Origin of the sequence: Gluconobacter albidus (assembly GCF_002723915.1) — a bacterium.
In the GTDB taxonomy this organism is placed as follows: Bacteria; Pseudomonadota; Alphaproteobacteria; order Acetobacterales; family Acetobacteraceae; genus Gluconobacter; species Gluconobacter albidus.
In genome coordinates, this window is the sequence record NZ_BEWL01000008.1 from 98,110 (window position 1) to 121,862 (window position 23,753).

General features: G+C 62.6%; 22 protein-coding genes. 16 read left to right on the forward strand and 6 right to left on the reverse strand.

The annotated features are described in order from the left end of the window. The first annotated feature begins 48 nt into the window (after positions 1-48). The 3 genes from GAL01_RS10510 (at position 49) to GAL01_RS10520 (ending at position 3,629) form a co-directional block, all read left to right on the forward strand. Complete coding sequence (locus tag GAL01_RS10510; RefSeq protein ID WP_062030788.1) at positions 49-636, forward strand: hypothetical protein; 588 nt, start codon at positions 49-51, stop codon at positions 634-636. Beyond that, entirely contained in the window at positions 633-1,358 is a 726-nt protein-coding gene (locus GAL01_RS10515; RefSeq protein ID WP_062030754.1) for an NADPH-dependent F420 reductase, read from the forward strand. The genes GAL01_RS10510 and GAL01_RS10515 overlap by 4 nt, the downstream gene beginning before the upstream one ends. A gap of 72 nt (positions 1,359-1,430) precedes the next feature. Beyond that, a complete protein-coding gene (locus tag GAL01_RS10520; RefSeq protein WP_231865374.1) occupies positions 1,431-3,629 on the forward strand; it encodes a ComEC/Rec2 family competence protein in 2,199 nt (732 codons plus the stop codon). 11 nt (positions 3,630-3,640) lie between these two features. Here the strand turns inward: GAL01_RS10520 and nth are convergent, their stop codons facing one another. After that, entirely contained in the window at positions 3,641-4,339 is a 699-nt protein-coding gene (gene nth, locus GAL01_RS10525; protein WP_174694479.1) for an endonuclease III, read from the reverse strand. A 198-nt stretch (positions 4,340-4,537) separates the two neighbouring features. Here nth and GAL01_RS10530 point away from each other — a divergent pair, with 198 nt between their 5' ends. Both GAL01_RS10530 and GAL01_RS10535 read left to right on the forward strand, forming a co-directional pair. Then, positions 4,538-6,355, forward strand: a complete 1,818-nt coding sequence (locus GAL01_RS10530) for an ABC transporter ATP-binding protein (RefSeq protein ID WP_062030794.1) — start codon at positions 4,538-4,540, stop codon at positions 6,353-6,355. Positions 6,356-6,488: 133 nt separating this feature from the next. Further along, positions 6,489-7,868 (forward strand): amidohydrolase family protein, encoded by a 1,380-nt coding sequence (locus GAL01_RS10535; RefSeq protein WP_062030756.1) that lies wholly within the window; start codon positions 6,489-6,491, stop codon positions 7,866-7,868. Here the strand turns inward: GAL01_RS10535 and GAL01_RS10540 are convergent, their stop codons facing one another. From GAL01_RS10540 to rph, 3 genes are all read right to left on the reverse strand, one after another. Then, positions 7,869-9,092 carry a cation:proton antiporter gene (locus tag GAL01_RS10540; RefSeq protein ID WP_062030758.1) on the reverse strand — a complete coding sequence of 408 codons (1,224 nt, stop codon included), beginning with the start codon at positions 9,090-9,092 and terminating at the stop codon, positions 7,869-7,871. It abuts the gene before it with no gap. Between the two features lie 172 nt (positions 9,093-9,264). Continuing rightward, the gene (gene rdgB / locus GAL01_RS10545; RefSeq protein ID WP_062030796.1) at positions 9,265-9,861 is read right to left on the reverse strand and encodes an RdgB/HAM1 family non-canonical purine NTP pyrophosphatase; all 597 of its coding nucleotides are present in this window, start codon (positions 9,859-9,861) and stop codon (positions 9,265-9,267) included. After that, positions 9,861-10,583, reverse strand: coding sequence for a ribonuclease PH (gene rph, locus GAL01_RS10550; protein ID WP_062030760.1), 723 nt, complete (start codon positions 10,581-10,583; stop codon positions 9,861-9,863). The genes rdgB and rph overlap by 1 nt, the downstream gene beginning before the upstream one ends. An 83-nt stretch (positions 10,584-10,666) precedes the next feature. On the opposite strand from rph, the gene hrcA reads away from it, so the two are divergent. The 8 genes from hrcA to GAL01_RS10590 all read left to right on the forward strand — a co-directional run bounded on the left by hrcA (position 10,667) and on the right by GAL01_RS10590 (position 20,179). Further along, the gene (gene hrcA, locus GAL01_RS10555; RefSeq protein ID WP_077803731.1) at positions 10,667-11,737 is read left to right on the forward strand and encodes a heat-inducible transcriptional repressor HrcA; all 1,071 of its coding nucleotides are present in this window, start codon (positions 10,667-10,669) and stop codon (positions 11,735-11,737) included. Positions 11,738-11,844: 107 nt separating this feature from the next. Beyond that, positions 11,845-14,520 carry a penicillin-binding protein 1A gene (locus GAL01_RS10560; protein ID WP_099253240.1) on the forward strand — a complete coding sequence of 892 codons (2,676 nt, stop codon included), beginning with the start codon at positions 11,845-11,847 and terminating at the stop codon, positions 14,518-14,520. A gap of 39 nt (positions 14,521-14,559) precedes the next feature. Continuing rightward, a protein-coding gene (gene prfB / locus GAL01_RS10565; RefSeq protein WP_099253242.1) for a peptide chain release factor 2 occupies positions 14,560-15,691 on the forward strand; the annotation gives its coding sequence in 2 pieces (ribosomal slippage) (positions 14,560-14,628 and positions 14,630-15,691; 1,131 coding nt in all). A gap of 390 nt (positions 15,692-16,081) precedes the next feature. Beyond that, entirely contained in the window at positions 16,082-16,750 is a 669-nt protein-coding gene (locus GAL01_RS10570; protein WP_062028224.1) for an energy transducer TonB, read from the forward strand. A 140-nt stretch (positions 16,751-16,890) separates the two neighbouring features. Then, positions 16,891-17,997: a MotA/TolQ/ExbB proton channel family protein gene (locus tag GAL01_RS10575; protein ID WP_082790645.1), complete on the forward strand. Its 1,107-nt coding sequence runs from the start codon at positions 16,891-16,893 to the stop codon at positions 17,995-17,997. Positions 17,998-18,001: 4 nt separating this feature from the next. Then, positions 18,002-18,427, forward strand: coding sequence for an ExbD/TolR family protein (locus GAL01_RS10580; RefSeq protein WP_062028222.1), 426 nt, complete (start codon positions 18,002-18,004; stop codon positions 18,425-18,427). Between the two features lie 72 nt (positions 18,428-18,499). After that, the gene (locus GAL01_RS10585) at positions 18,500-18,934 is read left to right on the forward strand and encodes an ExbD/TolR family protein (protein ID WP_062028219.1); all 435 of its coding nucleotides are present in this window, start codon (positions 18,500-18,502) and stop codon (positions 18,932-18,934) included. 3 nt (positions 18,935-18,937) lie between these two features. Further along, complete coding sequence (locus GAL01_RS10590; RefSeq protein ID WP_062028217.1) at positions 18,938-20,179, forward strand: tetratricopeptide repeat protein; 1,242 nt, start codon at positions 18,938-18,940, stop codon at positions 20,177-20,179. 54 nt (positions 20,180-20,233) lie between these two features. On the opposite strand, the gene flgH is transcribed toward GAL01_RS10590, so the two are convergent. Together flgH and GAL01_RS15480 are read right to left on the reverse strand one after the other, a co-directional pair. Then, positions 20,234-20,980: a flagellar basal body L-ring protein FlgH gene (gene flgH / locus GAL01_RS10595; RefSeq protein ID WP_062028244.1), complete on the reverse strand. Its 747-nt coding sequence runs from the start codon at positions 20,978-20,980 to the stop codon at positions 20,234-20,236. Positions 20,981-20,997: 17 nt separating this feature from the next. Further along, positions 20,998-21,261 carry a hypothetical protein gene (locus GAL01_RS15480; RefSeq protein WP_145995621.1) on the reverse strand — a complete coding sequence of 88 codons (264 nt, stop codon included), beginning with the start codon at positions 21,259-21,261 and terminating at the stop codon, positions 20,998-21,000. Between the two features lie 10 nt (positions 21,262-21,271). On the opposite strand from GAL01_RS15480, the gene GAL01_RS10605 reads away from it, so the two are divergent. From GAL01_RS10605 to GAL01_RS10615, 3 genes are read left to right on the forward strand one after another with little or no spacing between them, the layout of a single operon-like run. Beyond that, complete coding sequence (locus GAL01_RS10605) at positions 21,272-22,186, forward strand: GDP-mannose 4,6-dehydratase (protein WP_231865242.1); 915 nt, start codon at positions 21,272-21,274, stop codon at positions 22,184-22,186. 53 nt (positions 22,187-22,239) lie between these two features. Beyond that, on the forward strand, positions 22,240-22,422 hold the full coding sequence (locus GAL01_RS10610) for a DUF4089 domain-containing protein (protein WP_228125549.1): 183 nt from the start codon (positions 22,240-22,242) through the stop codon (positions 22,420-22,422). Beyond that, on the forward strand, positions 22,419-23,753 hold the full coding sequence (locus tag GAL01_RS10615) for an AtzE family amidohydrolase (protein ID WP_062028212.1): 1,335 nt from the start codon (positions 22,419-22,421) through the stop codon (positions 23,751-23,753). The genes GAL01_RS10610 and GAL01_RS10615 overlap by 4 nt, the downstream gene beginning before the upstream one ends.

A 23,753-nucleotide genomic window follows, 5' to 3' on the forward strand; every position in this document is an offset into this window, starting at 1 on the left:
CCGAAGCGGCCTATTGTGACGTTCAATAGTCCGGGTGGTGCCTTTCCAATGAACAGACGAGATTTCAATGCCCTGCTGGCAGGGCTGGGTCTGACCTTCGGAGAGGGGAAGATCCATCACGCCAGTGCCACGACCTCCCGTGTGGATGTCTTTACGCTGCGCGCCAATGACTGGGTTCCGAACAATCCGGAGTTGCCTGTCATCGTCTATCGCAATGCGCTCGAAGCCGGGCCGGATCGCGAGGCGGTGTATGAAAACCTGTTCAGCCGGAACGGCTGGCCGCCGCAGTGGCGCAACGGTGTCTATCCGTTTCATCACTATCACAGCCTTGGTCATGAAGTTCTGGGCTTTTCCAACGGTTCCGCGCGCCTGATGCTGGGAGGGCCGAATGCCCGGACGGTCGAGGTGCGCGGTGGCGACATCGCCGTGCTTCCGGCCGGAACGGGGCACTGCAATCTCGGATCGGACACGGAGTTCACCGTCATCGGCGCCTATCCGCCCAACCAGTCTTTCGACATCCTCCGCGCCGCCCCCACGGCGGAGCAGAGTGCCCGTATTCACGGCCTGCCCTTCCCGAAAACCGATCCGGTTCAGGGCGCAGCAGGTGTTCTCGCACGGGAGTGGCACCCATCATGACGGGTTTTCCTCTCAGGCGCCGTCCTTTCCTTGCAGCGCTCGCGGGGCTGGCCACGGTCAGCAGCGCCAGTGCGGTTGAGGCGACGAGCCAGAAAATGCGGATCGGCATTATCGGCACAGGTCATGTTGGCACAACGCTGGCTGAACTCTGGGTCCATGCGGGTTATCCCGTCATGGTGTCGTCGCGTTCCCTGAGCGAGGCGCAGTCTCTGGCCACGTCGCTGGGGCCGCTCGCCACGGCCGGAACCCCGGCGCAGGCGGCGGCTTATGGCGATGTGGTGGTTCTTGCCGTCCCCTATGGCGCCATTCCGCAGCTTGGCCCGCAGCTCAGCCGGACGCTGCTGGACAAGGTTCTGCTCGATCCGTCCAATCCCTATCCCTGGCGGGATGGGGCGATTGCGGACACGGCGCAGCGGGACGGGGCAGGGGTGACGACACAGCGTTATTTCCCTTCGGCGCATGTGGTGCGGGCGTTCAACTCCATCGACATGACCACGCTGCGTTCGGAGGCGCATCGTGCTTCGCCGCTTCTGGCGGTTCCTGTGGCAGGGGATGATGCGCAGGCTGTGTCGCAGGTGACGACGCTGGTGAAGGCGGCCGGATTCGATCCTGTCGTGACCGGCAATCTTGCAACCGCAAGGCTGTTTCAGCCTGGAAATACGGGGTTTGAACTGGAGCGGGATGCTACCGGTCTGAAACAGGCGCTGCACCTTCCGCAGTAGATTGGGCCGCAGGAGGCGCTGACCTTAATCGGGGAGGCGCGTCCCGCGGAAAAATCCGTTACGGTTCTGTTTGTGAAGACAGAACCCCTTTCCGTCCCGGACCTCGACCCGCGCGAACTTCTGGTGCGCGAGGAACGCCTGGATTCCTTGCGGCCGCCGCCTGCCGTGATCCGGTCTGTTCTGGATCAGGGGCGGCAGATGATCTGCTGGCTCCCGGTCGCTGTCGGGCTTGGGGCCGTGATTTACCTTGCCCTGCCGTTCGAGCCTTCCATTCTGTCCGTCATGCTTGTCACCCTCCTGTTTGGCCTGTCGGGAACCGGGTGTCTGTGGTGGGGCTGGCAGCGGCTTTTTCCGCGCCTTCTGGGATTTGCGCTTCTGGCCGTCGTGACCGGTTTTGGCGATCTGGCGTTACAGGCCCGAATGCAGCCGCCCATGCCGGTTCTGCCGACCCATGCCACCGTTCTGACCGGTCGCGTGCAGTCTCTGGAAATTCTGCCGCCCCGCAATGATGACGAGGATGACGGCCATCGTGTTACTCTGGCCGATGCCGTGTTTGAGACGCCTGTGGATGCCGGAATGGCACCGCTGCGCCGCACGTTGCATATCCGTCTGCGCGACGATGACGACCTGTTGCCGGAGCCGGGAAGCACGATCAGCCTGCGTACGATGCTGCGACCGCCACCCCCGCCGTCATGGCCGGGCGGCCGGGATCTTCAGCGGGAGGCATGGTTTTCGGGACTGGCGGGAAGCGGGTACGCGCTGGGCCCGGCCAGTCTTACAGGCGCTGCGTCCAGACCTTCGCGGATTGAAACCCTGCGAGAAACCGTCGCCTTTCGCACGGCGGCCGTGCTGTCCGATCAGACCGCTGCCATTGCCGCCACGCTTCTGGCGGGTGAAGCGGGCGGCATCGACCAGCAGACGCGGGAGGCATTTTCCGCATCCGGGCTGGCGCATCTTCTTGCCGTTGCGGGGCTGCATCTGGGGCTGGTGATGGCCGCCGTCATTGTGACGTTGCGCTGCGGTCTGGCGTCTATCGAATATATTGCCCTGCGCTGGCCCTGCCGGCAGATCGCAGCCGTTTCCGGACTACTGGCCGGAGCGGGGTATGTGCTGCTGACGGGCGCGCATCTGCCCAGCCTGCGGGCGCTGGGGATGGCGAGCCTCGTGACGCTGGCCATCGTGACCGGGCGGCGCGTCCTGTCCATGCGGTCTCTGTCCATCGTGGCGCTGCTGATCCTGCTGGTCTCGCCGGTTTCGGTTGTTGATGTGTCGTTCCAGATGTCGTTCGCCGCCGTGATGGGGCTGATTGCGGGGTATGGCGTACTGCGCGAGCCGCTCATGCGGCTGCGCGGGGAGGGGGACTGGTACAGGGTTGTGGCGTCCTACGGCGCGGCCCTGACGCTGACGAGCCTTCTCGCCGGGCTGGCGACCCTGCCGGTCAGCATGGCGCATTTTGGCGCGCTTCAGCCATGGTTCGTGCTGGCCAATCTTGTGGCCGTGCCGCTGGCGGCTGTCTGGATCATGCCGGTCGGGCTTCTGGCGCTTGTCGCCATGCCGTTTCATGCCGAAGCGCCGTTTCTGAAACTCATGGGTGTGGGCATCCGCATCGTGCAGGTGCTGGCGGAGAGCGTGGCGGCGTTTCCGATGGCGCATCAGCCTGTTCCGGCCATGCCGGGCTGGGGGCTGCTGCTCGTGATGCTCGGGCTGTGTTTTCTGTGCCTGTGGAAAGGCCGGGTCTGTCTGGCCGGTTTGCTGCCTGTGGCGATCGGGGTGGCGTCGATCTGGCTGGCGCCGAAGCCCGATATTTTCATCTCGGCGGATGCGGGGCTGATGGCAGTGCGCCGTCCGGACGTCCTGCTGGTCGGTCCGCATTCCGGTCTGGAACGCCGCACGCTGGAAGACTGGCAGCAGGCTCTGGCGCTTCCGGTGGCGCCTCTGCCGCCGGACTGTCTGGCTGGTTTATGCCGGATCAGTCTTGGCGCGCAAACTGTCCTGCTGCGTCCCCGGGACTCATCGGATGGCGCCATTCTCCCGGACGCGCGGCAATGCGACGGGGTGAGCCTGTTCATCAGCGCGTCTCCCGCCCGCAAAGGCTGCGCGGATGTGCCGTCCATCGACCGGTTTTCGGTCTGGCGCGACGGGGCTTATGCCGTGTTCGCCGGGCGTGCCTTTACGATTGTTTCGGACCGGAGCTGGCGGGGGAGCCGGCTCTGGGTTCCACCCGTGGGCTGGCACGGCATGCCGAATCTGCCTCTGGCTCAGTCCGAGTAAGGTCTGAATTTTCAGGCTTTGGCTGTTTTCCGTGCGGGCGGGGCCGCCATGCATTTGTCCGGATACAGGCACCATGTCGTGGCCGGGCAGCGCCAGCATTCGGGCGCGCGGGCCTTGCAGACATAACGCCCGTGCAGAATCAGCCAGTGATGCGCCGGGCGGAGCATGTCTTTCGGGATGCGGGCGACCAGCCCGTCCTCGACCTGTCGCACGGTCTTGCCGGGGGCCAGGCCGGTACGGTTGCCGATGCGGAAGATGTGGGTATCGACTGCCATCGTATCCGCGCCGAATGCGACATTCATCACGACATTCGCCGTCTTGCGCCCGACACCGGCCAGCGCTTCGAGCGAGGCCCGGTCGGATGGGACCTGTCCGCCGTGACGCTCCAGCAACTGATGGCAGAGCAGGTCCACGTTATGCGCTTTCGCTCGCCACAGGCCGATGGTGCGGATGTGCCGCGCAATGCCCTCTTCGCCGATGGCCGCCATGGAGGCCGGGTCGGGGGCTTCCTCGAACAGGCCTTTCGTCGCCTTGTTGACGGATTTGTCCGTCGCCTGTGCCGACAGCACGACGCTTACCAGAAGTTCGAACGGATTGCGGAACACCAGTTCGCTTTCCGCATCGGGATTGGCTTCGGCAAGCGCTGTGATGAAGGCTTTTGCGGCCGCCTTGCTCATGGCCCGCTTCGCGGTTGCGGGGGCATCGGTCATGACGGGCACTCCAGTAGGGTGTGTTGCCGGGGGTGTGTTGCGTCTGGTCCGGACACACAGCAAGATACGGCAAAGTTCTGAAAATTCCATGCCATCACACCCCATGTCATTACACCGTGGCCTGTTCTGCATGACCTTGCAGACCGGCAGACGGCGGAGCACCCTGTGTCTGATACCGTTTCCGATACCTCTTTTCCCATGAGCCGCCAGCAGCAGGAGGGCCGCAAGCAGGAGGTGTCCTTCACGGACGTCCTGTCTTTCGTCTGCAGCCGCTGGTGTGACCATCCTCTCCTGCTGGCGAAGACTCTTGGTGGCGTTGCCCTCGCCACGCTGGCCGATGTCTGCACGCCCATTCTCGCGGGCCGTCTGGTGGAGGATATTTCCCGTCATGCCGCCGGTCCCGCTGTAGAGAAAACCTCGGAACTGCTGCATCTGCGCGACGATGCGGGGCTGATGGTCGCGGGGCTGATCGTCCTCGGGCTGGTTGGGCTGTTCGGACGGCGCTCCTCTTTCATCGGGATTTCGTATCTCACGCTCGCCATCATGCACCGCGTCGCCAATCAGGCGTTCGATCGGGTGCAGCGCTTCTCGACGGACTGGCATGCCAACAACTTCGCCGGCTCGACTGTCCGCAAGCTGACGCGCGGCATGTGGGCGATTGATACGCTGGACGACACGCTCCTGCTTCTGATCGCGCCGGAAGTGCTGGTTCTGGGCGGGACGACGGCGGTGCTTATGGTCCGCTCACCACTGATGGGGTCGGTTCTGGCGGTTTCGGTGGTGCTGTTCGCCACGCTCTCCATCCTGCTGACCCTGCGCTATGTCGCGCCCACCGCCCGTGCGTCTAATGAATGGGACACGAAAATGGGTGCGGCCATGGCGGATGCCGTCACCTGCAATCCGGTCGTCAAGGCATTCGGTGCGGAAAACCGCGAGGATGCCCGGCTCGACAGCATCATCCGTGGCTGGCGTCAGCGCACTCTGAAAACCTGGGTACGCGGCACCAACAGCGCCAATCTTCAGGCGCTGGCCTCGCTCGCCATGCGAATGCTGCTGATCGGGCTGGCCGTCTGGCTGTGGTGGGACGGCAAGGCCGGTCCGGGTGACGTGGCCTATGTGCTGACGATGATGTTCCTCGTGCAGGGGTATCTGCGCGATCTGGGACAGCAGGTCAGTCAGGTGCAGCGTTCGGTCAATGAGATGGAGGAACTCGTGGCGATTTTCCGTCGCGATCCCGCCATTCAGGACGCAAACGATGCGCAGACGGCCCGTTTCACAACAGGGGCCATTCACTTCGAGCATGTAGACTTCCAGTATCCGGGGCAGGTCAAACCGCTTTACAACGACCTGAGCATCGACATCGCGCCGGGGTCCCGCGTGGCGCTTGTCGGGCCGAGCGGCTCGGGCAAGACGACCCTGACCAAGCTGCTCCAGCGCCTTTATGACGTGAACGGCGGGCGGATCGTGGTGGACGGGCAGGATATTGCCCATGTCACGCAGGAGTCCCTGCGCGCGCATATCGCCATCGTTCCGCAGGAACCGGTGCTGTTTCATCGCACGCTTGCAGAAAACATCGCTTATGCGCGCCCCGATGCGAGCCGTGCCGAGATCGAAAACGCCGCCCGTCTGGCCAATGCGGCGCCGTTCATCGAGCGGTTGCCCGAGAGGTACGAAACCATGGTTGGAGAGCGTGGCGTGAAGCTCTCGGGCGGCGAGCGCCAGCGTGTTGCCATCGCCCGCGCCTTTCTGGCCGATGCGCCCATCCTGATTTTCGACGAAGCGACGTCCAGCCTCGATTCCGAGTCCGAATCCCTTGTGCAGGACGCGATGCGTCGCCTGATGCAGAACCGGACCGTCATTGTCGTGGCGCATCGTCTCTCGACCGTCATGGAACTGGATCGCATCCTCGTGTTCAGTCAGGGCGCACTGAAAGAAGACGGAACGCACGCCGAACTGATTACGCGCGAGGGCGGGATCTACCGCCGCCTGTTCGAGCTTCAGTCGCTGGAGGGCTGAGGCCGGAAGGAAAGGGTCTGCTTTTCGGCATCTTTCCCGGTCTGAAGGCGTTTCGTCCTTCATGGACCTTTCCGCCCGGACCACAGGATGCCCGCTAAAGAAGCTCGGCGGGAGCTATACAGGAGACCGCCGCATGACCATCCGTTCCGCCTTCACTGCCCTGCTGCTCGCAACGCCTGCCGTTTTCAGTATCGGACATGCGCTGGCCGAACCGGTCGCGTTCGACCACGCGCGGCTGATTGACGGAACCGGGGCCTCGGCGCAGCCGGATGCCACGGTGGTCATCGACAATGGTGTGATTCTTTCGGTCGGCATCCCGGCTCCCGCCGATGCGCGGCATGTGGACCTGACGGGCAAGACGCTGATGCCCGCTCTCATCAGCGATCACAGTCATGTCGGCCTCGTGAAGGGCACGGGGGCCAGCCGCGATAACTATACCCGCGCCAATATTCTCGCCGCGATGAAGCAGTATTCCGATTATGGCGTCCTGACCGTCACGGCGCTGGGTCTGAACCGTTCTCCGCTGTTCGATACGCTGCGTCAGGAACAGCATGAGGGCCGCAATCCGGGGGCGGATCTCTATGGCGTGGATCAGGGGATTGGTGCGCCGGATGGTGTGCCACCGGCCGCCATGGTCAAGGGCGTTGGTCCCGATCAGGTCTTCCGTCCGACCACGCCGGAAGAGGCGCGCAAGGACGTGGACCAGATGATTGCGGAACACACGGATCTGGTAAAGCTCTGGGTGGACGACTTCCGCAATGACGTCCCGGACGGCAAGACCTATCCCATGCTGCCGCCCGCCATCTATGAGGCCGTCATCGACGAGGCGCACCAGCACGACACGCGGGTTGCGGTCCATATCCACGATCTTGCCGTCGCCAAGGCCATCGTGGCGGCAAAAGCCGATATTCTCGCGCATGGCGTGCGGGACCAGCCGGTGGATCATGATCTGATCGCGGCGATGCTCCGTCAGGGCACATGGTATATTGCGACGCTGGATCTGGACGAGGCGAATTATCTCTATGCCGAGCAGCCGGAGCTGCTCTCCAATCCGTTCGTTCTGGCGGGCATGGACCCGGCCCTGCGCCGCCAGTTCACGGATCCGAAATGGCGCGCGGAGACACTGGCCAAGCCTCTGACCAAGGCCTCGCATTACGCGCTGTCGGTGAATCAGAAAAACCTCGCCGTTCTGTATCGGGCGGGGGTGAAGGTTGGTTTCGGTACGGATTCCGGGGCCGCACCGACCCGTATTCCCGGCTTTGCCGAGCATCGTGAGCTGTATCTGACGGTGCAGGCCGGGCTGTCCCCCGTGCAGGCCATCAGTCTGGCTACGGGTAATGCCGCGGCCCTGCTGCATCTGTCGGACCGGGGTGTGATTGCGCCCGGCCGCCGGGCGGATCTGCTGATCGTGGATGGCAATGCGGATGAAAACATCGCCGCCGTGGATCAGATTGATCAGGTCTGGCAGCGGGGCGCGCTTGTCAGCCACGGCCCCGTGCGTTCGAAGGACTGATTATACTACAGTCTCGGGGCGCGAACGTCCCGAGACGAGCCGGAACATCGGCCCGGTCAACGTCGTGGAAATCACGGCCAGAACCATCAGCGAGGCGAAGGCAAATTCCGAAATCATGCCATGCGCATGCAGGATGGTTGCCGCCACGATTTCCATCAGCCCCTTGCACTGCAACAGGGAGCCGATGCCCAGCGCCTGACGGTGTGTCAGGCCCGGAGCCGGCGGGAAAATCCAGACGGCAAGGATTTTCGTGACGATCGCAATGACGACCAGCAGCAGGGATGCCAGAACGGACGGCCAGGTCAGCGCATCGCCGTCGATCCGCAATCCGCTATGGCCAAAGAACATCGGGGCCAGCCAGATCAGCGAGAACGTCCCCACAGCTTCGACCGGCAGGCGACGGACCCAGCGCGGTGGCATGAGCGCACCTGCGAAATAGGCACCGATCAGCTCGTGCAGCCCCAGTTCGTGGCTCGCCCAGGACCCGGCGGCCAGATAGGCCGGAACAGCGGCCCAGATCACCCAGATCGGCGGGTTCTTCAGGTTTCGCGTGGCCCAGCTGCTCAGGAGCGCCATGCCGACCAGAAGCAGGACGGCCAGTCCTTCAAATCCGGTCCAGCCATGCAGCGCATCCGATCCGCGTGCCGCGAACTGGAGGATGGCCAGCCCGATCCAGAGGGCCGCATCGTCCACGACCGCAAGTTTGAGGGCAAGCTGTCCGACGGGGCGGTACACAGGCTCCAGTTCGCGTACGATCCCGATCAGGACCGGCAGCGCACTGACGGAAATGCACAGCCCGATCGACATGGCGCCGATCCAGCCATCCCCGTGCGGGGCCTGCCAGCCATGCAAAGGCAGGAAGAACAGCTTGACCAGAATGGTGCCGATGACGAACGGAACGCCCAGCGCCACGAGTGCTCCGCCCAGCAGGCGACCCAGCGTCGGGGAGGGGAGGTTTTCGGCTTCGGGAGAATGAGTGGGGTTCTGCCACATTTCCAGCCCGGCAGTGAACGCCAGAACCAGAACGGCCAGCCAGCCGATATAATCGCCGTAAAGCGAGGGAATACCGACTTTTGACGCTGGAAAATGCAGGACCGCCAGAAGAATGCCGACCAGAATGGGCAGGATGGCAATCGGAATGGAGCGTCTGAGCAGCTGCCACAGTCCCCACGGAACGAGGACAAATATAAATGCATCCGCCAACAGTGCTGTCACATTCCCCATGACGATCCCTTTTTTGTTTCAGGTCCGTTCAGGGTAACATGGATCAAAAAAATTGGGGTAATTTTTTATTTCCATGTAATGAATAATTCTATGTTTCTTTTTTCAAAGAACTCTCTTTGAGGAGAATGAAAACCCGGAATTTTATTTTGAAAAAACCGGGTTTTTTCAGTCATCAGGCGATGAAATTCTTCAGGAATTGCTCCAGCGCCCGGCCGCGATGACTGAGGGCATTTTTCTCCGCCTCCGTCATTTCCGCAAAGGTCCGGTTTCCGCCTTCCGGTACGAACATCGGATCATAACCGTGTCCATGGTCGCCCCGTGGAGGCCAGACGACCGTACCGTGACATTCACCCTGCACGGTCCGCGTTTCGCCATCCGGCCAGGCCAGACACAGGGCCGCGACGAAAAAGGCCCGGTGATCGGCACTGTCGCCCATCTCCCGATGTACGCGGTCCATTGCGATCTGCATGTCTTTGGTCGGGCCGCCCCAGCGCGCGGAATAGACGCCCGGGCGATTGTCCAGCGCCGCGACGCAGAAGCCGGAATCATCGGCCAGCGCGGGCAGTCCGGAAGCCCTGGCGGCGGCCAGGGCCTTGATGGCGGCGTTGCCGGTGAAGGTCTCTTCCGTCTCTTCGGGTTCCGGGAGGTTCAGTTCGGCTGCCGAGATGACGGTGATCCCGCTCTCGGCCAGCAGGGTGGAAAATTCGCGCAGCTTGCCGGCATTATGGCTGGCCAGAACGATTTTCGAACCGCGGGACAATGTCCGCATCATGCAGTCTCCAGTACGTGATTCTGGGCGTCGAACAGTCGGGCCGTGCCGAGCTTTGCCAGTCGGAGGAGTTCGAAAAATTCGCTCTCCTGAAACGGCTTGTCCTCGGCGGTCCCCTGAATTTCGATGATGCCACCATCCGCCGTTAGAACGAAATTCGTATCGGCCTGCGCGCTGCTGTCTTCAATATAGTCCAGATCCAGCACGGCTCCTGCTTCCGTCAGTCCGCACGAAACCGCTGCGACCTGAGCCGTGAGGGCCTGCGAGCGCTTGATTTTCTTCAGCGCGATCGCCAGCGCCACCCAGGCGCCCGTGATGGAGGCGCAGCGCGTGCCGCCATCCGCGTTCAGGACGTCGCAGTCGAGCGTGATGGTCCGCTCTCCCAGTTTTTTCAGATCCACACAGGCCCGGAGCGAGCGTGCGATCAGCCGCTGGATTTCCTGCGTGCGGCCGGATGGCTTGCCTTTGGCCGCTTCGCGCTGGCCACGATTATGCGTCGCCCGGGGGAGCATTCCGTATTCGGCCGTGATCCAGCCCTGCCCCCTGTTGCGCAGGAACGCCGGAACACGCTCCTCGACCGTGGCCGTGCACAGGACTTCCGTGCCGCCCACACGGATGAGTGCGGAGCCTTCGGCATGGCGGGCAAAGCCTGTTTCGATTGAAACAATGCGGTTTTCGTCCGGCGCACGCCCTGATGGACGCTTGCGTGCGGTGTCAGTCATGTCAAAAAAGATCCCGTGGAAGAATATGTCCCGCCTCTAGCGCGTTTGACGCAGACCCATCCAGCCCCGACAGTGGGTTTACCATGATGCGACCACAGCCTCCCCTGTTCCGCCCTTCCATCCCGATGCCGCACGGTCTGGGAGATCGTGAAGCCGCGATTTTGCGTGAAATCGTTGAGGAATATGTCGAAACGGGTGAGCCTATCGGCAGCCAGACGCTGGCCCAGCGCCTGCAACCGGCGTTGTCTTCGGCCACGATCCGCAATGTCATGGCGGATCTGGCGCGGGCCGGGCTGCTGTTCAGCCCGCATGTTTCAGCCGGGCGTCTGCCGACCGAAAAGGGCGTGCGCCTGTTTGTGGATGGCCTGCTCCAGTTCGGCACCCTGACGGAAGAAGACCGCGCCAGCATCGACAGCCGACTCGATATTCACGGGCGGTCCTATCAGGATATCCTGTCTGAAGCGTCGTCCCTGCTGTCGGGCCTGTCTTCCGCTGCCGGACTGGTGCTCGCGCCGAAATCGGATGCCGCGCTCAAGCATATCGAGTTCGTGGCGCTTGGTCCGGGGCGGGTTCTGGTCATTCTGGTGGGTTCGGACGGACAGGTGGAGAACCGCATCATCGAGACCCCCCCCGGCGTGCCGCCTTCCGCTCTCGTCGAGGCCGGGAACTACCTGAACGCCCGTCTTGGTGACCTGACGCTCGGCACGCTGCGCGAGCGGGTCCGGAGCGAAATGGATGCCAGCCGCCATGAACTCGATGCCCTGACGGCCAGTGTGATCGAAAGCGGTCTTGCGACATGGGACGCCGACGGGGGGACGCTGTTCGTGAAAGGGCAGGGGAAGCTGCTGGCCGACATCACGGAAATCGAGCGCCTGACGACGATCCGCATGCTGTTCGACCATCTGGAGACGCAGGAGACCATGCTTCAGCTGCTGCAACTGGCGGATGCGTCCGAAGGGGTGCGGATCTATATCGGGCGTGAAAGCGGGATGTTCGGGATGTCGGGCGTGTCCATGATCGTGGCGCCTGCCCGCAACGAAGCCCAGAAAATCGTGGGGGCGATTGGCGTGATCGGCCCGACCCGTCTGAATTACGGGCGGATCGTGCCTGTTGTGGACTACACCGCGCGGATGGTTGGTCGTCTGCTTGGCTGAGGGCTGCTGAACGTTTCGGAATAATGGTTCCGGGGTTACGCCTCTTTCATGAAATGACCTTTTTAGACGGGGCGACTAAAGGGGCGGAATAATGCTATGCAGGGGGCATGACGCGACGCTCTTTCCGCTCCCGTAGCCCCCAGGGTTTTGGCCATAGTTCTGGTAACCCTCAAGGTCCGGGCGCCACGCCACCACGCCCTCCCCGTTTCCGCCGCTACCGGCAGTCCCTGGCGATCATCGCCGGTGTGGGGCTTGTGGGTATGGCCGGGGCGGGCGTTCTGGGCTGGACGACCTATGCCAAGCTGGTGGCGGATCTGCCCAGCGTGGACAGCCTGCGCGCTTATCAGCCGCCGACCGTCAGCCGCATCTATGCTGCCGATGACCGTCTGATGGCCGAGCTGGCGAACGAGCGTCGGATCTTCGTGCCGATCAACGCGATCCCCGAGCGCGTGAAGAATGCCTTCATCGCCACGGAAGACCATAATTTCTATACGCATGGCGGCGTGGATTTCATGGCGATCGGCCGTGCGGGCCTGACGGACATTTTTGCGCGTCATGGCCGCCGTCCGCTGGGTGCTTCGACCATCACCCAGCAGGTGGCGAAGGTCATGCTGCTCAACAGCAACGTCGTAAGCCTCGACCGCAAGATCAAGGAAGCCCTGCTCGCCATGAAAATGGAGCAGGTGCTGTCCAAGGACAAGATCCTCGAAATCTATCTGAACGGCATTTATCTCGGGAACGGTGCCTATGGTGTCGCCGCGGCTGCGCAGAGCTATTTCAACAAGCCGCTCGACCAGCTCGACGATGCCGAAGCCGCCTCTCTGGCAGCACTTCCCAAATCGCCCACGAACTACAATCCGTTCCTGCATCCGCAGGCCGCGATGGGCCGTCGCAACCTTGTGCTGGACCTGATGGTTGAAGCAGGCGTTCTGACCCGTGAGCAGGCCGATCAGGAAAAGCAGGAGCCGCTGGTCCCGCAGCAGAAGCAGCGTTTTGGTCCTCTGCCGGATTCCGAATGGTTCGGCGAGGAAGTCCGCCGTCAGCTCATCGCCCAGTATGGTCAGGACCGTGCGGCGCAGGGCGGTCTGGAGGTCCATACCAGTCTCGACCAGAACCTTCAGACCACCGAGACGCGCCTGCTGCATGAAGGGCTGATGAATTACGACCGCGCCCATAGTGGCTGGCGGGGGCCGTTGCGCAACCTGTCGGACATTCAGGATGACGGCTGGGAGAGCGCGCTCGATCATGTCACGCCGCCCGGCGGGATGCTGCGCGAGTGGCGTCTGGCGGTTGTGCTTCCGGGTGGCACACATGTCGGCTGGATCGAGGAAGGCAGCCCCCGCAAAGGCGCGCTTCTTGCGACCGACATCAGCTGGGCGCGCCGGGCGCATCCGCTGCGTGCCGGGGATGTCATCATGATCGAACCGCAGGAAGGCGGTTCGGCGGCCCTGCGCCAGATCCCGCAGGTCGAAGGTGCGGCGGTGACGCTGGATGTGCATACGGGCCGCGTTCTGGCGATGGTCGGCGGCTGGTCGTTCCATGAAAGCCAGTTCAACCGCGCCACGCAGGCGCTGCGTCAGCCGGGGTCGTCGTTCAAGCCGTTTGTCTATCTGGCCGCGATGGAACAGGGGATTTCCCCGTCCGAACGTTTCGACGATTCGCCGGTCTCCTACGGCGACTGGCATCCGCAGAACTACGAGCACGACAACTGGGGCCCCACGACGCTGCATGACGCGCTGCGCGAGAGCCGTAATCTCGTCACGATCCGTGTCGCCGCCCATCTCGGCATGAAAGCTGTCGCCGATACGGCCATCCGCGCCGGGCTCGTGGCGGAGATGCCGCATGTCCTGCCCGCGGCGCTGGGTGCCGTCGAGACCACCGTCATGCGCGAGGCCGCAGCCTATGCCACGATCGCCAATGGCGGCCATATCGTCGTCCCGACGCTTGTGGATGATATTCAGGACCGCGCCGGGAGCCTGTTGTGGCAGGCCGGCGGCTTGAAGCTCGGCACCGCAATGCAGGCGCCGCCCAGCGAACAGCCTGTTCCTGCGGACGGTACCCCGGCGGCCGGGACGACACCACCCGCCGCGCCTACTTCCGCTCCGCCTACTGTCGCCCTGGCCACGCCAGTACCCGGCAGCGTATCCGTGCCCTCCCTGACCGATACGCGCCCGACGCTTGCCAGCGAGCAGAGCACGTTCCAGATCGTGAAAATGATGCAGGACGTGATCGCCCGGGGTACCGGCCGTATGGCGGGCGTTGGCATCGACCGTCCCGTCGCGGGCAAGACCGGCACCAGTCAGGACTTCCATGATGCCTGGTTTGCCGGGTTTTCCCCCGATATCGTCACGGTGGTCTGGGTTGGTTTCGACACGCCCCAAACGCTGGGTCGCAATTCTGATGGTGGCCGTATTGCCGGGCCGATCTGGAACAAGATCATGAAGGTCGCTCTGGCCAGTCGTCCGAAGCTCGACTTCCGTGTGCCGGACGGTATTACGCTGGCCAGCTACGACACGGGACGCATTTCGGCCGTCGATGGCTTCAAGACCGATCAGGTTCCGGGGGCGTCTGTTGAGCTGCATGGCTTCGGCGCTGGAACCGAGGCTCTGACCGCCGCCGATACGGGTGCGGACAGCGTGATTTCGGATTCCGAAAGCGGCATGGCCCAGATGCCGGACCAGCCCGGAAACGGTACACCTGGAACCGGGTCGTCCGCAGCGCCAGGACAGGCCCAGAAACCTGCTCCATCCGATGGTGACATTGGCGTGGGCGGCCTATACTAAGGCCACCAGAACAGACCCCCCTTATGAGTGGAGGACACTATGTCGGCCGAAACCGAGGCCCTTTCCGTCCAGATCAAGCAGTCAGTGGCACTGCTGAGGAGGCATCTTTGACTGGGATGTCGCAACAACACGCCTCGCGGAACTGAACCACCGCGTTGAAGACCCCGACCTTTGGAACGATGCGGAAGCTGCCCAGAAGCTGATGCGCGAGCGCACGACGCTCGCCAACCAGATCGAAGGCGTCCAGCAGATCGAAGCCGAGGTCGAAGGCACGCTCGAACTGGTCGAACTGGCAGAAATGGAAGGGGATGACAGTCTCGTTCAGGATGCCGTGCAGACCCTGCGGACCATCGCCGAGGACGTCCGCAAGCGCGAAATCGAAAGTCTGCTCTCGGGCGAGGCGGACAGCAATGACTGTTACGTCGAGGTAAATGCGGGCGCCGGTGGTACGGAAGCCCAGGACTGGGCCGAGATGCTCCTGCGCATGTATACGCGCTGGGCCGAGCAGCATGGCTACAAGGTCACGTTCATCGAAGGCAGTGAAGGCGAGCAGGCCGGCATCAAGTCCGCCACCATTCAGGTGAGTGGTGCGAACGCCTATGGCTGGCTCAAGACCGAGGCCGGCGTGCACCGTCTGGTCCGGATCTCACCATTCGATGCGGCGGCCCGCCGCCAGACCTCGTTCGCGTCTGTGTGGGTCTATCCGGTCGTGGATGATTCGATCGAGATCGACATCAACGATTCGGACCTGCGTGTCGATACGTTCCGGGCCTCGGGCGCGGGTGGACAGCACGTCAACAAGACGGATTCGGCCATCCGGATCACCCATATCCCGACCGGGATCGTGGTGGCCTGTCAGACCGACCGTTCGCAGCACCGCAACCGCGCCAAGGCGATGGAAATGCTGCGGGCCCGGATGTACGAGGCGGAGTTGCAGAAACGCGAAGCCGCCGCCGCCCAGACGGAAGCCTCCAAGACCGATATCGGCTGGGGACACCAGATCCGGTCCTATGTTCTGGCGCCCTATCAGCTCGTCAAGGACCTGCGGACGGGTGTGGAGAAGGGAAATCCGGGCGCGGTGCTCGATGGTGCCTTGGACGACTTCATGTCGGCCTCGCTGGCGCAGAGCGTCGGAGCGACCCGCTCGGAAGCCAGCGCTTCGGCCCAGTAAGCCCTGTTTAGGCCCTGCCGCCCTTGAGACGGATTCGCCAAGGCGCCGGAACAGTCCACTGTTCCGGCGCCTTTTTTCTTGAATCTGTCATAACGCAGTGGATTGAAGTTGCGTTTCAGTGGTTTCAGAAGATATTTTTATTTGTTTCGATACAGCTTTAGCCGCAGAATATGTCGGCAATATGAAAAAATCGTTTCGATAAAGGCAATCACCGGCTTGACAGCATGGGGGTTAGACTGCCCAATCAGCATATCGGGTATGTTCCCACGGCATATGACGCATTTCATGTGGCCGCATCGGGAAAGCCTGATGGCAACACAGAAATCGGGGCACCGCACCCGGCAGATGTGGACCAATGCCGGTGTCAGTGAGGGGTAAGAAGGTTTCGACATGAAGAGCTACGCCGCACAGCAGCGCAAGCCGACAGACTACATTGTCGCGATCGTCGTGGCCGTGCTGGCTATGGGCGCTGTGATCTATGCGCTCATGAGTGGTGCTGTGAGCAAGCTGGTCCAGGAAAAGCCGCCTATCAAGACGGAAGTAATCAAGGAACAGCCCAAGCCACCGCCGCCACCGCCGCCACCGCCGCCGCCGCAGATGGAGCAGCCGCCGCCGCCGTTTATTCCGCCGCCGAAGATCTCCGTGCCGCCGCCGCCCAAGGCGATCCAGCGCGTGACCCACGCCAAGCCGCCGCATCCGGTGCCGCCCAGCCCGACCCCGTCGCCAGAGCCCGTTCCGGCTCCGCCGCAGGGCCCGCCAGCTGACGCAGTGCCAGATCATCAGGCAGGCGCGCGGCCGATCAACGGTGCACAGGCTGTCTATCCGGACGAGGCCATGGAAGAAAACCGCGAAGGTCACGTGACCGCATCGTGTGACATTCTTCCGACAGGCAAGACGGCGAACTGCACCATCACCAGTTCAAGCGGTGGTCATGAGTTCGTGGAAAGTGCGCTCGACTTCCTTCGTCGGGCCCGTTACCAGCCCGCCGTTGTCAATGGCGTTCCGGTAATTGAACATCACCACGTCCTGCACATCGACTTCACGATGGGCGACGACTGATCTTTCGACTGCCATCAAACAGAATTGCCCTGTCAGGATCTTCAGAACCTGACAGGGCTCAGAAAAGGGCCGGTCTCCATATGGCCGACACCCCACTAAAAGCTCCGGAAACGGGCATCGATAACGAGGATATGGAGTTCATGACCAGACTGTTCCGCCTTCCTGCCCTTGCCGTTCCGACGAAGGCGCGTGCCGTCCGGGCCAGCGCACTGGCTCTGACGCTGGCCCTGGCTTCCGGTGCAGTTGCACCGGCCGTCGCTTTCGCCCAGCCGGCTCCTGCCGACCAGAGCGCTCCCGCAGCGGCTCCGGTTGACCCCTCCGCCAATCCGGCAACCCCGACGACGTCCGCCGATCCGGCCGGCGCCCCGGCTGCCGCCGCTCCGAACGATGCGGGCGCTCCTGCTGCTCCCGCCACCGCTCCGACCGACAGCGCCGCTCCGGCAACGGCTCCGGCCGACCAGTCCCCCGCAGCGGCTGCAACGCCGGGCGAGGGCGCAACCGCGACGCCCGAAGCTCCTGCTCCGCAGGGCAACCCGTATGGCCTCGGCGCTCTGTGGGCCAATGGTGACGCGATTGCCCGTGGCGTTCTGATCATCATGGTGATCATGTCCGCTGGCACCTGGATCATCATGGTCATGAAATTCCTGGAGCAGGGCCGTCTGTTCGCCGCCTCCAAGGAAGCTGCCCGCGAGTTCTGGACCAAGCCGTCCGTTCAGCAGGGTGCTGCATCCCTGAAGGCGTCTTCTCCGTTCCGCTATATCGCTGAGACGGGCATCGTCGCCGCCGAGCATCACGAAGGCTCCATGCGTGACTCGATCGACCTGCCGTCCTGGACCGAAATGTCCATCTCGCGCTCGGTCGACACCATCAACACCCGCATGCAGGGTGGTCTCGCCTTCCTCGGTACGGTGGGTTCCACGTCGCCGTTCGTCGGTCTGTTCGGTACGGTCTGGGGTATCTATCACGCTCTGACGGCCATCGGCATCTCTGGTCAGGCGTCCATCGACAAGGTTGCAGGCCCGGTTGGTGAATCCCTCATCATGACGGCCATCGGTCTTGCCACCGCTGTTCCGGCCGTGCTGGGTTACAACCTGCTCGTTCGCCGCAACAAGGGTGCCATGGATCGCGTCCGCAACTTCGCGGCCGACATCCAGTCCGTCCTGATCGGCGGCTTCCGTCACGGCGTCAGCCCGGAACAGGGCAGCATGGCTGTTCCGACCACCATCACCACCAGCGAGCGGATCTGATCCTATGGGAATGAACGTCGGAGGAGGCGGCGGTGACGACGAGGTGGTGTCGGCAATCAACACCACCCCCCTCGTCGACGTCATGCTGGTGCTGCTGATCATCTTTCTGATCACCATCCCGGTCGCCACACACTCGGTGAAGGTCAAGCTGCCGGTCGATGCGAATACGCCTACCCAGACTAGGAAGGGCAACATCGTTCTGGCAGTAAATTCAAACGGCCAGGTGTTCTGGGACACGACGCCGGTTGCGAACCACACTGACCTGCTGAACCGTCTCGTTGAGGTGGCAAAGCAGAAGCCCCAGCCGCAGATCCAGATCCGCGGTGATCAGGCTGCCAAGTATCTGGCAGTCGGCCAGGTGGTCGCGACCTGCCAGGAAGCTGGCATCGCCCACGTGGACTTCATTACCGAGCAGCCTCACTCGAACTGAGGTCGTGTCGGGCCGTTCCGGACAGGACGGCCCGACAAAGCTTTCACGTCACCTTTTTGGAGAACCGCCGTCATGGGCATGAGCGTCGGATCTGACAGCACGCACGAAGACGAAGGCATTGTCGATATCAACACCACGCCGTTGATCGACGTGATGCTGGTGCTGCTGATCATGCTGATCATCACCATTCCGCTTCAGACACACTCGGTGGCGATCGATCTGCCTCAGGGCAATCCTCCCCCATCGACCGAACAACCCAAACTCGTGACCGTCAGCATCGGCTACGACAACAGCATTTCCTGGAACAACGAGCCGATTACGTCAGAGGCTTCTCTCCAGGCTCATTTTCAGGCCGCAGCAGCACTGCCGGACCAGCCTGAAATGCATATCCACCCGGATCGTCTTGCGGACTACAAGACCGTGGCGCATGTTATGGCGGATGCACAGCGTCTCGGCATGACCAAGCTGGGAATTGTCGGTCTGGATCAGTTCATGGAAGGACAGTAATTCGTGTCTTTGTCCCTTTACCGCCGTCTGAGCGCCCGTAATCTTCTGCTGGCCGGTGTCTTTGGTATTGCCGCACTTGCCGGCTCCGCCCACGCTGATGATGTCCTCGGTCAGGCCGTTGGCAAGGATCTGCAGCAGGCCCAGAGTGCTCTGGCATCCAAGAACTATGCCAAGGCCATGGAAGCCGTCGACGCCGCGGACGCGGTCAAGGGCAAGACCGATTACGAAGCCTACACCACGGCCCAGATGCGCGCCGCGATCGCTGCACAGTCCGGGAACACGGACGCCGCGATCAAGGCCTATGACGTTCTGATCAATAGCTCGCGTACGCCGAAGGCTGCGAAGGGTCAGATGCTGATGGCACAGGCCACCATGGCCTACAGCGCCAAGCAGTACGCCCGCGCCATTCCGGCGACCGAGCGTTATCTGAAGGAATACGGCGCCGACCCGCGCATGCAGACCATGCTGATCCAGTGCTACTATCTGCAGCAGGACTGGAAAGGCACGGCCAAGGCCGCGCAGGAACAGGTTGATGCCACGATCAAGGCTGGCAAGGTGCCGGCCGAAAACCAGCTTCAGATGCTGGCGACGGCCTACACGAACCTGAAGGATGCGGATGCCAAGACGCATGCTTATGTTCTGCTGGCCAAGTATTATTCGAAGCCTGATTACTGGTCGATGCTGATCCATGATCTGGTCGCGAATCCGAACCTTTCGCCGCCGCTCATCTTTTATGTCGAGCGTCTGCGTCTGGTGACCGGTGTGCTGAAGGATCCGTCTGATTATCAGGACATGGCGGAGCGTGCGGTGCAGATGGGTCTGCCCCAGCTTGCGCTGAACCTGCTGAATCAGGGCTATGCGAATCACTCGCTCGGCAACGGTCCGACTGCAGCCGCTGATGCGAAATTCCACGCGTTCGTTGCGCAGCAGGCTGCGACGAGCCGGAGCCAGCTTGCTGCTGCTGCTACGCAGGCCGCCTCTGCGCCGAATGCAGGACCGGCTCTGACCGCTGGCTACAATCAGGTTCTGAACGGACAGGTTGATGAGGGTCTGGCCCTGATGAAGACCGGTCTGGCAAAGAATCCGCGCTATCCCGATCTGGCTCAGGTCGAATACGGAATGGCGCAGATGGACGGCGGCCAGAAGGCCGAAGCCATCAAGACCTTTGAGTCCGTTTCCGGAAACGGACCGGCCCGTGATGTGGCTGAACTCTGGTCGCTGCTGCTGTCGCGGCCTGCCAAGTAAGGCGTTCTTTTCGACCACAGAAAAAGCCGGGGTTCTTCCCCGGCTTTTTTTTGTTCAGAACGGCAGGACCGTGTCCATGAACTGCTGTCCGTAGCGGGGTGTCTGAAGCTGCGTGAGGGTTCCGCGTCCACCGTAGGAGATCCGTGCTTCGGCCATCCGGTCATGCGTGACGGTATTGTCGGCGGTGATGTCCTGCGGACGGACAATGCCGCTCACGCCCAGTTCCCGAAGTTCGCTGTTGACCCGGACTTCCTGTTTTCCCATCACGACAAAATTGCCGTTGGGCAGGACCTGGGTGATGGTCCCGGCCAGACGCAGGGTAACAGTTTCGTTGCGGGTGATCTTGCCAGTTGCACTGGAATCGCTGCTGCTGGCCGTATTCAGGCTGTCCGCACCGGTGATCGAACTGATGATCTTGCCCTTGATGCCGAACAGGTTGGGAATGCCGAACTTTTCGTCAGCGGCCCTGTCGGCCGTTGTTCCGTTGTTGAAGGCCGCATTGTCGGTAATGTCCACGATGATCGTGACCAGATCCCCGACCTGGGAGGCGCGCTGATCCTTGAAGAAGGCCTTGCTGCCGGATCGCCACAGGCTGGCTGCCTCGTCGGGAGGAGGCTGAAGAGCGGGCATCGGCATGCTGACCGGCCGATACGAGGCAGCCAGCGTCGGATTGGTGATGGATGTCATGCGGGGGGGGCGCCCGATTTCGGACATCTGGGCGAGCGAATTGCAGGCTGACAGGACCGGTAAAAGGCCAAGAAGCCCCAGAGTGCGCACAGAATGTCGAAGAGGATGCCGCATGGGAAAGTTGAGATCCGTCAGTTCCGTATGATCCCCAGCAAACACGATAACGGTAAAAAACCTGTTAAGACGCCCGGCTTGCCGTACCTTGAAAAGGCTTGATGGACGCTGATCGTCCGCCAGACGGGTTCTGCTTCCGATGCGGCCTTGCCCTGTTCGCGGATGTGGCCGAAAAGAGTCCGGTCTGGGATGACATTCGGCCAGTCTGGGCCATTCTGCCGGGAGAATACCCCATGCCGACTGTTGCTGTCTTTTTTGTTGCGGGTCGTTCGTTCGCTCATGGCTCCTGACATGGGGTTGCGGATTCTGCTGACGGGTGGGCAGGGATTTGTCGGGCAACATCTCAAAGCCCGGCTTCAGGACCGTCTGCCTGGGCATGTGCTGCTGGAAGATCCGATGGATATCCGGGACCGGGCTGCGGTCGAACGTTTTGTCCGCAGCGAAAAACCCGATGCCTGTCTGCATCTGGCGGCCGTCTCTTCGGTTGCGCGCGCCGAGGCTGGAACGGATGACGCCTGGACCGTCAATCTGGACGGGACGCTCGTTCTGGCCGAGACCTTCGAGACTTATGCCCCGCAGGCCAGTTTTGTGTTCGTCTCAACCGCCGAGATCTACGGCGCGAGTTTTTCGTCAGGACAGCCGCTCGATGAAACGGCCGTTATCGCGCCGGTCAATGCCTATGCCTCCAGCAAGGCTGCGGCGGATCTGGCGATTGGTAATCTGAGTCAGGAAGGGTTGCATGGTGTGCGCCTGCGCTCTTTCACGCAGGCTGGGACGGCGCAGGATAAAGAGGCAATTCTCCCGTTTCTTGCGGCACAGGTTGCGCGGATCGAGGCTGGACAGCAGGCTCCGGTCATTACCGTTGGCCAACCGGATGCCGGGTTTGACATCACCGATGTGCGCGATGCCTGCGATGCCTATATCAGTGCGCTCGTTCCGCCTCGTTCGCTGCCAAATGGCACCGTTCTGAATATCTGCTCCGGCGTGACGCGGACCGTCCGGTCGATGGCGGAGGATCTTCTGGACGTTGCGGGTGTTTCGGCCACGCTCAGGGTGGATCCGGCCCTTGCGTCACCGTCCGGTCTTGAGTCCATGCAGGGCAATCCGGCAGCGGCGCATGAGGCACTGGGCTGGTCCACCCGGATTCCGTGGAGCGAGACGCTAGTCACGGTTCTCAACGACTGGCGTTATCGCATTACGGCCTGAAACCCTGCGGCGTAATTGGCAATTATCATTTTCTTCGCAAAACCGGAGTTCGTATGATGACAGATCCCCATGACACTGAAATCGCGGTGCTCGCCACTGCGAACGGGCTGGTCATTCCGGTCGAGTTCCATGCAGGCGTGCGCAGCAATCTGGATCTTCTGCGCAGTTATGGTGCGCTGATCGAAGGGCTGGAACTGCCTGATCGCCTCGAGCCCGCATTCCGGTACGAGCCATGAGCGGCCTTCAGCAGCGCACCGTCGCGCTCGCCGCCAGCGTCCGCAAGGGCGAGATTTCCGCCCGCGAACTTGCGGTGAAGGTTCTGGCCGATATTGAAAGCCGGGACGGGGCCTTTGGCTGTGTCACGCGCCTTCTGATGCAGCGTGCGCTGGAAGCGGCCGAGCGGGTGGACCGTCTTGTGCTTCAGGGGCAGGACCCCGGACCGCTCGCGGGTGTGCCTTTCGGCATCAAGGATCTGTTCGATGTCCGTGGAGAGATCACGACGGCGGGGTCCAGGGTCCTCGCAAATGATCCGCCCGCCACGCAGGATGCGGTTCTGGTCGCGCATATGATCGCGGCCGGGGCCATCCCCGTTGCCCTGACGAACATGGACGAATTCGCCTACGGGTTCGCCACGATCAATGCGCATTACGGCAATACCCGCAATCCCCATGCGCCCGACCGCCTGGCGGGAGGTTCCTCGGGTGGTTCGGCGGCGGGTGTGGCGGCGCGGCTGTTTTCCATCGGGCTGGGGTCCGATACGAATGGCTCAATCCGCGTTCCGTCCTCGCTTTGCGGTATCTGGGGCCTTCGGGCGACGCAGGGGCTCCTGTCGACCGAAGGCAGTTACCCGTTCGTGCCGAGTCTCGATACGGTCGGCCCCTTTGCGGACAGTGCAGGCGGGCTGAAAGCCTGTTTTGAGGCCCTCAGCGCAAAGGCGCTTCCGGCTGTGGAAGCGGACAGCCTGCGGATTGCCCGGCTTGGCGGCTGGTTCGGTGAAAACATGTCTCCTCCGATGCAGACGGCCATCGACAGGCTCTCGATGGCGCTGGGGGCGACGGATGTGGTCGAACTGCCGGAGGTGGCGCGGGCCCGGGCAGCAGCTTTTGTCATCAGTGCGTCCGAAGGGGCAGGGCAGCATCTCGGGCGGCTGCGGACGCGGGCCGCGGAATACGATCCCGCCGTGCGCGACCGCCTTCTGGCCGGTGCGCTTCTGCCCTCCACGCTCGTTTTTCAGGCCCATCGCCTGCGGCACTGGTTCCGGGACCGGATGCATGAGGCGTTTGCAAAGACCGACATCCTGCTGGCTCCGGCGCTTGTCGGGGAAGCGCCGCGCTTCGATCAGCCCGAAATCGAGATCGGTGGCAGGATGGTCTCCGCCCGCGCCAATCTGGGACTGTATACGCAGCCGCTGACGCTGGCTGGTTTCCCGGTTCTGACGGTTCCGATGGCGGTTCCGGGCCTGCCGCTCGGCGCGCAGCTCATCGCGCGTCCGGGGCGCGAGGACCAGCTTTTTGCGTTGGCGGAAAAGCTGGAAACGGACGGGCTGGCCGAAGCCCGTCTGGTCTGA

What these genes read in the sequence shown, in the direction of transcription:
- GAL01_RS10585 (WP_062028219.1), top strand. Translation starts at nt 18,500, where the DNA reads ATGGGCATGAGCGTCGGATCTGACAGCACGCACGAAGACGAAGGCATT.
- GAL01_RS10560 (WP_099253240.1), top strand. Translation starts at nt 11,845, where the DNA reads ATGACGCGACGCTCTTTCCGCTCCCGTAGCCCCCAGGGTTTTGGCCAT.
- GAL01_RS10575 (WP_082790645.1), top strand. Translation starts at nt 16,891, where the DNA reads ATGACCAGACTGTTCCGCCTTCCTGCCCTTGCCGTTCCGACGAAGGCG.
- GAL01_RS10530 (WP_062030794.1), top strand. Translation starts at nt 4,538, where the DNA reads ATGAGCCGCCAGCAGCAGGAGGGCCGCAAGCAGGAGGTGTCCTTCACG.
- GAL01_RS10610 (WP_228125549.1), top strand. Translation starts at nt 22,240, where the DNA reads ATGATGACAGATCCCCATGACACTGAAATCGCGGTGCTCGCCACTGCG.
- GAL01_RS10515 (WP_062030754.1), top strand. Translation starts at nt 633, where the DNA reads ATGACGGGTTTTCCTCTCAGGCGCCGTCCTTTCCTTGCAGCGCTCGCG.
- rdgB (WP_062030796.1), bottom strand. Translation starts at nt 9,861, where the DNA reads ATGCGGACATTGTCCCGCGGTTCGAAAATCGTTCTGGCCAGCCATAAT.
- hrcA (WP_077803731.1), top strand. Translation starts at nt 10,667, where the DNA reads ATGATGCGACCACAGCCTCCCCTGTTCCGCCCTTCCATCCCGATGCCG.
- rph (WP_062030760.1), bottom strand. Translation starts at nt 10,583, where the DNA reads ATGACTGACACCGCACGCAAGCGTCCATCAGGGCGTGCGCCGGACGAA.
- GAL01_RS10615 (WP_062028212.1), top strand. Translation starts at nt 22,419, where the DNA reads ATGAGCGGCCTTCAGCAGCGCACCGTCGCGCTCGCCGCCAGCGTCCGC.
- GAL01_RS10605 (WP_231865242.1), top strand. Translation starts at nt 21,272, where the DNA reads ATGGGGTTGCGGATTCTGCTGACGGGTGGGCAGGGATTTGTCGGGCAA.
- flgH (WP_062028244.1), bottom strand. Translation starts at nt 20,980, where the DNA reads ATGCGGCATCCTCTTCGACATTCTGTGCGCACTCTGGGGCTTCTTGGC.
- GAL01_RS10535 (WP_062030756.1), top strand. Translation starts at nt 6,489, where the DNA reads ATGACCATCCGTTCCGCCTTCACTGCCCTGCTGCTCGCAACGCCTGCC.
- GAL01_RS10510 (WP_062030788.1), top strand. Translation starts at nt 49, where the DNA reads ATGAACAGACGAGATTTCAATGCCCTGCTGGCAGGGCTGGGTCTGACC.
- GAL01_RS10580 (WP_062028222.1), top strand. Translation starts at nt 18,002, where the DNA reads ATGGGAATGAACGTCGGAGGAGGCGGCGGTGACGACGAGGTGGTGTCG.
- GAL01_RS10570 (WP_062028224.1), top strand. Translation starts at nt 16,082, where the DNA reads ATGAAGAGCTACGCCGCACAGCAGCGCAAGCCGACAGACTACATTGTC.
- GAL01_RS15480 (WP_145995621.1), bottom strand. Translation starts at nt 21,261, where the DNA reads ATGAGCGAACGAACGACCCGCAACAAAAAAGACAGCAACAGTCGGCAT.
- nth (WP_174694479.1), bottom strand. Translation starts at nt 4,339, where the DNA reads ATGACCGATGCCCCCGCAACCGCGAAGCGGGCCATGAGCAAGGCGGCC.
- GAL01_RS10540 (WP_062030758.1), bottom strand. Translation starts at nt 9,092, where the DNA reads ATGGGGAATGTGACAGCACTGTTGGCGGATGCATTTATATTTGTCCTC.